9 protein-coding genes and 1 other RNA gene are annotated in these 11,296 nt (G+C 40.3%); 8 read left to right on the forward strand and 2 right to left on the reverse strand.

Annotated features, from left to right (window positions below):
• The first annotated feature begins 58 nt into the window (after positions 1 to 58).
• The 5 genes from P0106_RS03880 (at position 59) to P0106_RS03900 (ending at position 5,662) form a co-directional block, all read left to right on the forward strand.
• Positions 59 to 1,156: an HAD-IIA family hydrolase gene (locus P0106_RS03880; RefSeq protein WP_473730465.1), complete on the forward strand. Its 1,098-nt coding sequence runs from the start codon at positions 59 to 61 to the stop codon at positions 1,154 to 1,156.
• A 38-nt stretch (positions 1,157 to 1,194) separates the two neighbouring features.
• The gene (locus P0106_RS03885) at positions 1,195 to 1,974 is read left to right on the forward strand and encodes a TlyA family RNA methyltransferase (RefSeq protein WP_004112542.1); all 780 of its coding nucleotides are present in this window, start codon (positions 1,195 to 1,197) and stop codon (positions 1,972 to 1,974) included.
• 108 nt (positions 1,975 to 2,082) lie between these two features.
• The gene (locus P0106_RS03890; protein WP_004112543.1) at positions 2,083 to 3,111 is read left to right on the forward strand and encodes an NAD kinase; all 1,029 of its coding nucleotides are present in this window, start codon (positions 2,083 to 2,085) and stop codon (positions 3,109 to 3,111) included.
• Between the two features lie 9 nt (positions 3,112 to 3,120).
• Positions 3,121 to 4,899: a DNA repair protein RecN gene (gene recN, locus P0106_RS03895; protein WP_473730466.1), complete on the forward strand. Its 1,779-nt coding sequence runs from the start codon at positions 3,121 to 3,123 to the stop codon at positions 4,897 to 4,899.
• A 64-nt stretch (positions 4,900 to 4,963) separates the two neighbouring features.
• Positions 4,964 to 5,662 (forward strand): HAD family hydrolase, encoded by a 699-nt coding sequence (locus tag P0106_RS03900; protein ID WP_101887855.1) that lies wholly within the window; start codon positions 4,964 to 4,966, stop codon positions 5,660 to 5,662.
• On the opposite strand, the gene rnpB is transcribed toward P0106_RS03900, so the two are convergent.
• An RNA gene (gene rnpB / locus P0106_RS03905) (RNase P RNA component class A) lies at positions 5,661 to 6,032 on the reverse strand. The genes P0106_RS03900 and rnpB overlap by 2 nt on opposite strands.
• Before the next feature lie 156 nt (positions 6,033 to 6,188).
• Here rnpB and hpf point away from each other — a divergent pair.
• On the forward strand, positions 6,189 to 6,863 hold the full coding sequence (gene hpf / locus P0106_RS03910; protein ID WP_004121791.1) for a ribosome hibernation-promoting factor, HPF/YfiA family: 675 nt from the start codon (positions 6,189 to 6,191) through the stop codon (positions 6,861 to 6,863).
• 211 nt (positions 6,864 to 7,074) lie between these two features.
• Complete coding sequence (gene secA, locus P0106_RS03915) at positions 7,075 to 9,846, forward strand: preprotein translocase subunit SecA (protein ID WP_004115494.1); 2,772 nt, start codon at positions 7,075 to 7,077, stop codon at positions 9,844 to 9,846.
• Positions 9,847 to 9,945: 99 nt separating this feature from the next.
• On the opposite strand, the gene P0106_RS03920 is transcribed toward secA, so the two are convergent.
• Positions 9,946 to 10,488, reverse strand: a complete 543-nt coding sequence (locus P0106_RS03920; protein WP_004112548.1) for a hypothetical protein — start codon at positions 10,486 to 10,488, stop codon at positions 9,946 to 9,948.
• Between the two features lie 76 nt (positions 10,489 to 10,564).
• Here P0106_RS03920 and P0106_RS03925 point away from each other — a divergent pair, with 76 nt between their 5' ends.
• Positions 10,565 to 11,254 carry a lysophospholipid acyltransferase family protein gene (locus tag P0106_RS03925; RefSeq protein ID WP_048730344.1) on the forward strand — a complete coding sequence of 230 codons (690 nt, stop codon included), beginning with the start codon at positions 10,565 to 10,567 and terminating at the stop codon, positions 11,252 to 11,254.
• The last annotated feature ends 42 nt before the right edge of the window (positions 11,255 to 11,296 follow it).

The raw sequence follows: 11,296 nt of genomic DNA on the forward strand, positions 1-11,296 counted from the left end.
GTATAGTAAGCCGGGCGTTTGCTACTTTGATATTTTTAAAATCATGCGGGGATATTCTATGCAACTTGATGAACGAACGAATTTTTCAAATAGTAAATCTGCGTTAAGCAAGAATTTTCGCTTAGCTTTGCTTGACTTAGACGGCGTAGTGTATAGAGGCGGAAAATCCGTTGAATATGCTGCTGAATCAATTGAAAATGCTCAAAAAAATGGCATGTTTATTGAATATACGACTAATAATTCTTCTCGTTTTCAAGGAGTTGTAGCAAGTCAACTAGAAAGTTTCGGCTTAAAAGTAGAGCCGTGGCAGATTATAACTTCTTCTGTTGTTGCAGCAAGAATGGTTGCTCGCTACGTTCCGAGCAATTCTAATGTTTTAGTGCTTGGAGCCGATCATCTCATACAAGAGGTTCGTAGTGCTGGTCTTAATCCAGTAAAGTCTTGTAAAGACAATCCAAAAGCTGTTATCCAAGGCTGGTATCCGCAAATGACTTGGCAAGAAATGGCACAAGTCGCTTTCGCAGTAGAGCATGGAGCTAAGTATTTTGTTACTAATCGCGATTTAACAATTCCACGTGAGTTCGGTATAGCTCCTGGATGCGGTTCTATGATTCAAGCTGTAGTAAATGCAACTGGAGTTGAGCCTATTGCTTCTGCTGGAAAACCCGAGTGCGCAATGTATGACGAAGCGAGATTGTTGGTTGCTGCAAATGCAAATCACAATGATGAAGATGTTAAAGAATATGCAGAAAAAGATGAGTTTGGGAATCCTGTAATAAGTATTTCGCGCTCGCTAGCCGTAGGAGACCGATTGGATACAGACATCGAAGCTGGTACCAGAGGGGGATATGAGTCTCTTCTAGTGCTTACTGGTGTCACCAATCCGCGTATGTTGCTTGAGGCTCCAAAACACTTGCGACCAAGCTTTGTTTCTAAGGATTTAAGAGGACTAAACGAGGCTCATGAGTTTCCAAAGCGTGTTGACGACGTTACATTTGTATGCGGAACTTCTAGAGCACAAATTGTTTGTAACTCTATTGAAGTAAACAATCCTAATGATTGCAATGCTTTGCGTGCTGCTTGTGCGCTCACTTGGCGTTTAAAGGATAGTGGAAAATCGCTTGAAGACTACATTCTTCCAGAGTTTTCTCTATGAATATATGAGTTTGCATATGTGTGTATGAGGATTTTTCAATGTCTGACGGAGATGATTTAGTTCAGCGATTAGATTGTGAACTTGTAAATCGCGGATTAGTGAAAAGTAGAACTACAGCTCAGCGTTTAATTAAGTCTGGGTTAGTAAAAGTAGATAATCGAATTGTTTATAAATCATCATTTTTAGTAGAAAAAGCGCAAGAAATAAGTTTTGATGAATCAAAAAAAGAAAATTCTTGTCTTAAATATGTTTCTAGAGGAGCACTCAAATTAGAAGGTGCGTTCTCTTTATTTGAAGATTTAGGATTAAAAGTTTATTCAAATACTAAAGCGCTAGATATTGGTGCTTCAACTGGCGGTTTTTGCGATTATTTGTTGCAAAATGGCGTTAATCGCGTTATTGCTTTAGACGTTGGACACGGTCAATTGCACCCAAAGATCGCAAGCGATCCGCGCGTTATCGAAATGAGTGGCGTAAATATTAGAAATGTTTACGCGCAAGATCTGCCTTACAAGCCTAATCTTATAGTCTCAGATGTTTCTTTTATATCTCTTACTTTTGTTATTCCAGTAATCGCGCGTATTGCGCAAAACAACGCGAATATTGTTCTTCTTGTAAAGCCACAATTTGAAGTTGGTAAAGGAAATCTTGGAAAAGGCGGAATTGTAACAGATAAAGACCTAAGACTTAAAGCATTAGAAAATATTAAAGAATGCGCTAAAAATAGTGGTTTAAAAGTTGTTTCAACTCATGAATCTCCTATAGAAGGAACTCATGGAAATATTGAATATCTTCTTTATGCGCAATTTAATAGTTAAAAATAATTATTTGATAAATATTTTTTACATAAGCAGTACAATGCGCAATATGTAGTGCAACAATTACAATATTTATTGTTATTTGCAAAACCACAAAGGGGCTGTGTTATGCCAGAACTTTTAGTAGATGATGATGCTTCTTATGCTCGTCGCGCTCTGGTAGTTACGCATGCGCGTCTTGATAGTCACAGTGCCGTTGTAAATCAAGTTACCACGCAGCTTAGTAGTGCTGGTTTTCATGTAGATGTGTTTCATAGTGCTGCCGTATCTGATTTTGCGCAAAAAACAGCACATGTTATTGATGAAAACACAGAGATTGTTGTTGTGCTTGGTGGAGATGGCACAATGCTTCAAGCTGCAGAATTGGTGCATTGCACTCCTGTTCCAATCATAGGTATAAATCTTGGTCATGTTGGATTTTTGGCAGAATTTGAAAGCTTCCAAATAGATGAGGCTATTAGAAGAATTGCTCAAAAAGATTACTTTTTAGAGCATAGGATGGAAGCTCATGTAGATGTTTGGCTTCCTGGAGCGAGTGAGCCTTTAAGTGATTGGGCGCTTAACGATATTACTTTAGATAGGGCAGATCGCGGTAGAATGGTGGAGCTTTCGATTCGCGTTGATAATGTTGAAATGTCGTCTTTTGGCTGCGATGGTGTTATTGTTTCTACTCCTACTGGTTCTACTGCGTACGCATTTTCGGCAGGAGGTCCAATCATGTGGCCAAACGTTGAGGCTTTGCAACTGGTTCCTTTGGCTGCACACGCGCTTTTTTCTAGACCATTGATTATCGGAGCAGGTTCAACTTTTACTATTGATATTTTGGAAGATTCAGCTTCTGGTGGTTGGATTTGTTGTGATGGTAGGCGTCAAAGGGCTTTACCGCAAGGCTCTAGGATTCAAATTCGTCAGTCCAAAGATGAGCTGTTTTTAGCGCGTCTTTCTGGTGTTCCATTTACGCAAAGATTAGTTACTAAGTTTGATTTGCCTGTAGTTGGTTGGCGCGAAAATCGTCGTAAAAAGTCTTCCAAACCTAAGGAATATGAGGCTAATCTTCATAATGAAACCGATAGGAATTATGAAGATGTTCCAAATGTCTCAAATAACTACCATAACCCTAATAGCTTAAACTCGTAGGGGGCATCCTTGCTTGAAGAATTAGAAATTCGTAATTTAGGACCAATCTCTCACGCGGTTATTACTCCCTCATATGGAATGACTGCTATTACTGGAGAAACAGGGGCTGGAAAATCTATGCTTCTAAGCGCTATAAGACTTATATCTGGAGGAAAAGCTGATTCTTCTAGAATTGCATCTTTTGCGTCAGAATCATGGGCGCAAGGCGTTTTTTCTGTTTCAAAGTCAGGAATTGTTTCTAATCTTTTGCAAGAATCTGGGATAGATGTTGAAGAATCTGAAGGCGATGATTCTAAAATAGATGTTTATGTATCTCGTACTGTTCCAAAATCTGGTAGGTCTAGGGCGGTAGTATCTGGTTGTTCTGTTCCTAAGACTTTGCTGGATAAAATTTGTTCGCAAACAATAACAATTCATGGGCAAAGTGATCAGTTGCGTATAGCAACAAGTGCAAAACAGCGTGAGTTCTTGGACTCAATTTCTTGTGATTCAAAAGAATTACAAGAATATTCTGTGGCATTTAAAGAATGGCAGGATGCTGTTGAATCTTATAACAGGCTTATAAATCAAGAATCTTCTTCTAAGCAGCGTGCAGATTATTTGCGAGAATCGCTAGAAAAAATTCGCCAAATCGATCCAAAACGGAATGAAGATGAAGAGCTTAAAGCTAAAAGAGATCGCATAGAAAACGCTGCTCAAATCGTTGGAGCTATTAGCGAAGCAATTTCTTCGTTAGACGCAAGTCAAATTGACTACGGCGCAATAGATTCCGTTGACGCATTACATTTGGTTGACAATGCATCTAAGTCAATTCGCTCAATTCGAGTTGACGGAGATTATAGCGCGATTGCAAATCAACTTGACGATATTTCTTCCCAAATTTCCGACATTGTTATGCAGCTCGCTCAGCAATTAGATGTTGATGAGAGTCAGGAAGATCTAGACGCTATTAACAATCGTATTCACGATTTAAGCGATTTAACACGCAGATGGGGTCCACAGATCGACGATGTTTTAGAGTGGGCTAAAAAGGCACAATTTGAGCTTGAAGATTTAGATGATTCACCTGAGGCTATTAATCGCGCTAAAAAAGCCTGTGATAAATATTATTCTAATGCCAAAAATTTAGCAGATAAACTTTATGATTTGCGCAAAAGTGCAGCAGAAAAGTTTAGTTTTGAAGTTAGTAAAGAGCTTGAATCTTTGGCTATGCAAGATGCTCAGCTTTTAATCAAAGTTAATAGGCGTAAAGTAGATGAAACTGGAGTAGTTGACTTAGATTCTCATGGTTTAGACAACGTTGAGTTTCTTTTTAAGCCTTTCCCGTCGTCTGATTATTTGCCAATGGGTAGCAGTGCTTCAGGTGGAGAGTTAAGTAGACTTATGTTAGCTATGGAGTTGGTTGCGGCAAAATTCAATAACAGCGACTCTCATTCTATGACTTTTATTTTCGACGAGGTTGATGCGGGAGTTGGAGGAGTTGCAGCAGTGGAATTAGGCAAACGCTTAGCTCAACTTGCTAAAAGTTCTCAGGTGATTGTTGTAACGCATTTGGCTCAAGTTGCTTCTTTTGCTGATGTTCAATTTGTGGTTAGAAAAAGTTTTAGTGATTCATCGGTTTCTGGTGATTCTTCTAATGATTTTAACTCTTCATTAGTCGTAGATACTACTGTTACTAAGTTGGATGATTCACAGCGTGAGCAGGAAATAGCCAGAATGCTTTCTGGAAGTCAGTCGCAAGCTTCTTTAGAGCATGCTAGAGAATTGTTAAAAACAAGCAAAATTTAATCTAAAATCTGAATCTAATTCAAAGTAATTTTTATAAAACAGGATTAATATCAGGATTAATAATATGAGCGAAAATGTGTTAGTTGATAATTCAAATTGTGCAGCAATTTTTGATTTTGATGGTACTTTGCTTGACTCTTTACATGTTTGGGATGATATAGACGAAAAGAGTTTTGCTAAACGCGGTATTAAAGTGCCTGATGATTTTGCTGATTCCACTGCAACAATGACTCCTCGAGAAGTGGCTGATTATGTTATTGCACGTTTTGGTTTTACGGATTCTCCCGAAGATTTAATGCAGGAATGGAATTATATGGCTAATGAAGCTTATTCTAATCAACTGCTTCTTAGAAAAGGTGCAAAAATTTACGTGGATTATTTGCATAAAACAGGTGCAAAATTAGTTCTTATGACTACTCTTTCTAAATCTTTATGCGAATCATCTTTAAAGCGAACAGAATTATGGCAATATTTTGATTTGATGATTTTTGGTGAAGATTTACAATCAGATGGGAAAAATAGTCCTCAAACTTATTTAGATTTGTCCAATAGAATAGGTGTAAAACCAGAGTATTGCACTGTTTTTGAGGATTCAGCTATAGCTTTAAAGTCGGCTCGTTTGGCTGGAATGAAAACTTGTGGTGTAGCGGATTTAGATAATAGTGATTTAAATCCAGAATTTAAAAATTGTTTCACAGTTTTTTGTGATTTTGATTTCGCTCCAAAAGTGTTATGCAAAAAACTAAGTGAAAATCAAAATTAAGTTGAGGTTTCACATACCCCGGGTTTTGTCGCGTGCAAAATGCACACGGATGACCATCCATCTCGATTTGACGTTACCGCCAAACTCTAGCAGTCTACCCGAAGACTTAGGCGAGCAGCCCTTAAACACCTTCTACTTGACCTTGCTCCCAATGAGGCTTGCCATGCGGCTAACTGTTACCAGAAGCCCGGTGGTCTCTTACACCGCCGTTTCACCCTTACCTAAACAAAAGTTTAGGCGGTCTATTCTCTGTTGCGCTATCTCTCAGGTTGCCCTGGGCGGACGTTATCCGCCATTGTGCTCTACGGAGCCCGGAAGTTCCTCAGCTACTCCGAATGAACATTGCAGCCGCGGTCATCGTGAAACCTCAACCTTCCCAATTATAACAGACGTTTTAATTTTGCGCATATTTTGCGACTCGCTAGAAAATGGCGGCTTTTAGCGGATATAATGGATGTATCAGCGGCGCTGGTGCCGTTGACGTGTACACAAACCGATTTATATCGGATTACTTAAGGAGGTTCGCATGGAAATCGTCATCACCGGACGTCATACGCAGATTAAGCAAAGATTCCGTGACGTTGTGGAAAGCAAGATGAATCGTGTGACCGCCATTGCTCCAGATGCGCAGCGCATTCAGATTGTGCTTAACACTGAGGGCAATCCAAGGCAGGCAGATACTGCAAAAAGAGTTGAAATTACTGTAGTTGCAGGAAGTACGGTTATTCGCGCAGAAGCATCTAGCACAGACCAATACAGTGCATTGGATATGGCTCTTGATAAGTTGACGCTTCGTTTGCGCAGAACTCGCGATCGTCGTAAGGACCATCGTCGTGGATATGAGCAAATGGTTCCAGTTGATTTGGGTGTTGCAGAGCCAGAAGTTGAAACAACTGTTGAAGAAGTTGCACAAGAAGATGGAACGAATAGTGCAGATGCTGCGGTTGCTTCCGACTTGGGTCCTGGCGAATCAGTAGAGGTGAGTGTTGGAGATACTCCTATTGTGATTCGTCGCAAGCTTCATATTGCTGAGCCAATGAGCATTGACGAAGCGTTGTATGAAATGGAACTTATTGGTCATGATTTCTTCCTGTTCGTAAATAAGGAAACAATGAGACCTTCGGTTGTGTATCGTAGGCATGGATGGAGTTATGGTGTGTTTGAAATTGATACTCCAGAAAACGTTTCTAAAAAGAAGTAATAAAGAAGTAATAAAGCAAATAAGGGTAAAACATTATTAAATAGAAATTAACTCATATGAGTCAATGCCCGTCTAGTAAAAGTCTAGGCGGGCATTTTATGCGTTGTTTTGGACTCGCTAGCTGCAAAAATCGTAGCCGTCGCGTAATATAGGCACAGTTTACGTCTATATTGGCTAGCCGAATAATAGACACGACCTAAGGGAGCTAAACGTGGTAGATATCGTCGATAAAGCCTTGCGCATGGGTGAAGGCCGTCAATTGAAGCGCCTTGAGAATGTTGCAAAGGCTGTGAATGCGCTAGAAGATGAGATTTCTGCGCTTTCCGATGAAGAGCTTAAAGGGCAAACGGCAAAATTCAAGCAGAAGTTAGACAATGGTGCAAAACTTGATGATTTAATGCCAGAAGCATTTGCTACAGTAAGAGAGGTTTCAAGGCGTACTCTTGGTCAGCGTCATTTTGACGTTCAGCTCATGGGTGGTGCAGCATTGCATTGGGGCAATATTGCAGAAATGAAGACTGGTGAAGGTAAAACACTTGTTGCAACACTGCCTAGCTATTTGAACGCTTTGGAAGGTAAGGGCGTTCATGTTGTTACTGTTAACGACTATCTTGCTAGCTATCAAAGTGAGCTTATGGGTCGTATTTACAGGTTCCTTGGCATGAGCGTTGGATGCATTATTACAGATCAGCAGCCTCCAGAGCGCAGGAAGCAATACAACGCAGATATTACTTACGGCACAAACAACGAGTTTGGTTTCGACTATTTGCGAGACAACATGGCTTGGGAAAAGGGCGATCTTGTTCAGCGTGGTCATCACTATGCAATCGTCGATGAGGTTGATTCCATTCTTATTGATGAGGCTCGTACGCCACTTATTATCTCGGGACCTGCCGAAGGTGATGTTACGCGTTGGTATCGCGAGTTTGCAAAGCTTGTTCTAAAGCTTGATCGCGATGTTGATTACAAAATTGATGAGAAGCGCAAGACTGCTGGTATTTTGGATCCAGGCATTGCAAAGATTGAAGATTATTTAGGTATTGATAATCTTTACGAGCCAAGCAACACTGCTTTGATTGGCTACTTGAACAATGCTTTGAAAGCTAAGGAATTGTTCCTTCTTGATCGCGATTATGTTGTTACTAATGGCGAAGTTTTGATTGTTGACGAGCACACTGGCCGTGTTCTTCCAGGTCGTCGTTATAGCGAAGGCTTGCATCAGGCGATTGAAGCTAAAGAGAATGTTGAAGTAAAAGCAGAAAATCAGACTTTTGCAACTATTACTTTGCAAAATTACTTCCGCATGTACGACAAGCTTGCTGGCATGACTGGTACTGCAGAAACGGAAGCTGCCGAGTTTATGGGAACATACAAGCTTGGCGTTCTTCCAATTCCTTCTAACCGTCCAGTTATTCGTATGGATAAGGATGATTTGATCTTCCGCACTAAGAAGGAAAAGCTTGCTGCGATTGTTCGAGACGTAGCTCAGCGTCATGCAAAGGGTCAGCCTGTTTTGCTTGGTACTGCATCGGTTGAATCTTCCGAAATCGTTTCTTCGCTTTTGGATGTTGCTCGTATTCCTCATCAAGTGTTGAATGCTAAGCAAAACGCTAAGGAAGCAGCTGTTGTTGCTGTTGCAGGTCGTAAGGGTGCTGTGACTGTTGCTACAAACATGGCAGGTCGTGGTACAGATATTATGCTTGGCGGAAACGTTGAGTTTTTGGCAGATGCAAAGCTTAAAGCAGAAGGCTATTCTCCAGACGATACTCCAGAGGAGTACGAGAAGCGTTGGCCAGGTGTTTTGGCAGAAGTTAAGGAACAAGTTAAAGACGAGCACGAAGAAGTTAAGAAGCTTGGTGGCTTGTATGTTTTAGGCACTGAGCGCCACGAATCTCGTCGTATTGATAATCAGCTTAGAGGTCGTTCTGGCCGTCAGGGTGATCCTGGTGAATCGCGCTTCTACTTAAGCTTGGAAGATGACTTAATGCGTTTGTTCAACACTCAGCTTGTTGCGCGTGTTATGGCTAAGGGCTTGCCAGAAGGTGAGCCAATCGAATCTAAGTATGTTTCTAATGGCGTGCGCACGGCTCAAAAGACTGTTGAGGCGCGTAACTTTGAAATGCGTAAGAACGTTTTGAAGTACGATGATGTTATGAATAAGCAGCGTACTGTTATTTATTCAGAACGTCAGATTGTTCTTAAAGGTGAAGATATTCATGAAGATATCTTGAAGTTTATTAAAGATACTGCCGATAGCTATGTTCGCGGAGCTATGAACGGTTCTGATAAGCCAAAGAACTGGGATTGGGAAGGTCTTAAAGACGCTGTTAATGCTGTTATGCCAATTATTTTGGATTGGGATCAGCTTCGCCTGCAAATTGAGTCTCTTAAGGGAGAAAAAGCTGTTGAAGCTTTGCGAGACACTATAGTAGATGGCGTTACTACTATTTACGCTGTGTTTGAAGAAAGAATGGGTTCTGATAACTTGCGCCAGTTTGAGCGTAGAGTTGTTCTTGCTGTTCTTGATCGAAAGTGGCGTGAACATCTTTATGAGATGGATTATTTGAAGGATGGTATTGGTTTGCGCGGTATGGGTCAGCGTGACCCTTTGGTTGAATATCAGCGCGAAGGATTCCAGATGTATAACTCAATGATTGAGGCAATTAAGGAAGAGTCTATTCAGCTTCTATTCCGTATGAATCTCGAGCAGATTGTTGCGGAAACTGAAAACCAAGATGATTCTTATGTTGATGCCGATATTCAGCAAGCAGAACAAGAAGAAGATGAGCATTCTGGAATCGTTGGTCCTGCTCCTATGAGCCATGCTGATGGTGAAGTGCCATTGAGTAAGCGTCCAAAGGTTGAAGAATGGAAGACTCCTTGGGCTGATGGTCGTACCTTCCCAGGAACGAACAAGAATGATGAGTGCCCATGTGGCTCTGGCAGAAAGTACAAGTTATGCCATGGTCAGAATGAGGATTAAAATAATTTTAGTTTAAACGAAGATTAAATTTTAAGTTGTAATCTTTAAAAAATGAGGCTGGTGCTTTAACATCAGCCTCATTCTTTTGTATAAATGCACTTAAACTCGTGCGCCTTTTCCGTAGTCGTTGTAATCTTCACTAGAAGTATAATTTTTCTTTCTACTCATAAGTAAGCCTGCAGATCCAACAAGAAACAGAAAAGCGCTTATAGTACCTGAGTATGCTGCGAAATATGGCACTAAGACGCTAAGAATTACGCCCAAAATACCCAGAATAAGAATAGTCCATAAAACTATGAGGGTAATAGAAATATTCTTAAAATGTGGGTTTGGTGGAACAAAATCGTCTCCGTAAGAATCCATTGTTTCATCAACATCTAACCAACTGGTCTTAACGTTATCTCTTGGACCAGCATTATTGTATGACGCTATTTTAGTAAGTGGTTTTGTCGCCTGACTAATACGTTTTTTAAAGATTTTCGCACTTTTAGATTTCTCTATTTCTTTAAAATCTTCTGCATGATCTCTAATAAAATCAGACCAATTCTCATTAAAAGAATTATCGCCAAAAGAATCGTCATTATTGTTGTTTGAGTTTTTGTCCTCAGGGTGAGGGGAGTTGGTATTCTTAGAAGAAGTCATAAATTATACTGTAGCAAGTCTGCTTGATTGCGTAATGATTCGCTTTTAGTAACTCTTGCTAGAAGGGGTTTTTAGAATGTTGTATTGGTTCTTTGTAAAGGGGTTTGGATTTATTGCGCGTTTACGGATTAATCCTATTGCTCAAGGCGTTAACAACATTCCTAAAAAAGGTGGGGCTATTATTGCCGCAAATCATCTTGCCGTGATTGACGATGCACTTTTGCCTCTCACATGCCCTAGGATGATTCATTTTATGGGTAAAGCCGAGTATTTTGAAGGCAAAGGATTAAAGGGTCGCTTTAAAAAATGGTGGTTTACGTCCGTTGGCGTATTCCCAGTGGATCGTTCTGGAGGTTCTAAATCTCTTGGGGCATTGAATCATGCTCGTGAGATATTAGAAAATGGACAGCTTTTTGGAATTCATATTGAAGGAACTAGAAGTCCTGATGGAAGATTGTATAAGGGACATACTGGTGCAGCTCGCTTAGCTTTGGAAACAGGATGCCCGATTATTCCAGTTGCGATTATTGGTACTAGGGAATTGCAAAGGCATGGTCAGGTTATGCCTGCAAAGGGCTATACAAAGGCTATTTATGGCGAGCCTATTGAAGTTGAAAAAATGAATCCAGAAGATATTACGCACGATATTCTTCGTGAGCTTACCGATAGAGTAACCAAGACAATTCAAAAAATGAGCGGTCAAGAATATGTTGACGAATATGCTCAAACCGTTAAAAAGCGTATTATGACAGAATCAGCGAAATAAGCTGGTAAATTGTTTGTTGTAGATTATTTGAGTAAAAATATT

It is taken from the genome of Gardnerella sp. c11Ua_71 (assembly GCF_055818025.1).

Bases quoted from the DNA above. Each gene is read 5' to 3' on its own strand.
- P0106_RS03880 (WP_473730465.1), top strand. From the start codon at position 59: ATGCAACTTGATGAACGAACGAATTTTTCAAATAGTAAATCTGCGTTA.
- P0106_RS03885 (WP_004112542.1), top strand. From the start codon at position 1,195: ATGTCTGACGGAGATGATTTAGTTCAGCGATTAGATTGTGAACTTGTA.
- P0106_RS03890 (WP_004112543.1), top strand. From the start codon at position 2,083: ATGCCAGAACTTTTAGTAGATGATGATGCTTCTTATGCTCGTCGCGCT.
- P0106_RS03900 (WP_101887855.1), top strand. From the start codon at position 4,964: ATGAGCGAAAATGTGTTAGTTGATAATTCAAATTGTGCAGCAATTTTT.
- hpf (WP_004121791.1), top strand. From the start codon at position 6,189: ATGGAAATCGTCATCACCGGACGTCATACGCAGATTAAGCAAAGATTC.
- P0106_RS03920 (WP_004112548.1), bottom strand. From the start codon at position 10,488: ATGACTTCTTCTAAGAATACCAACTCCCCTCACCCTGAGGACAAAAAC.
- P0106_RS03925 (WP_048730344.1), top strand. From the start codon at position 10,565: ATGTTGTATTGGTTCTTTGTAAAGGGGTTTGGATTTATTGCGCGTTTA.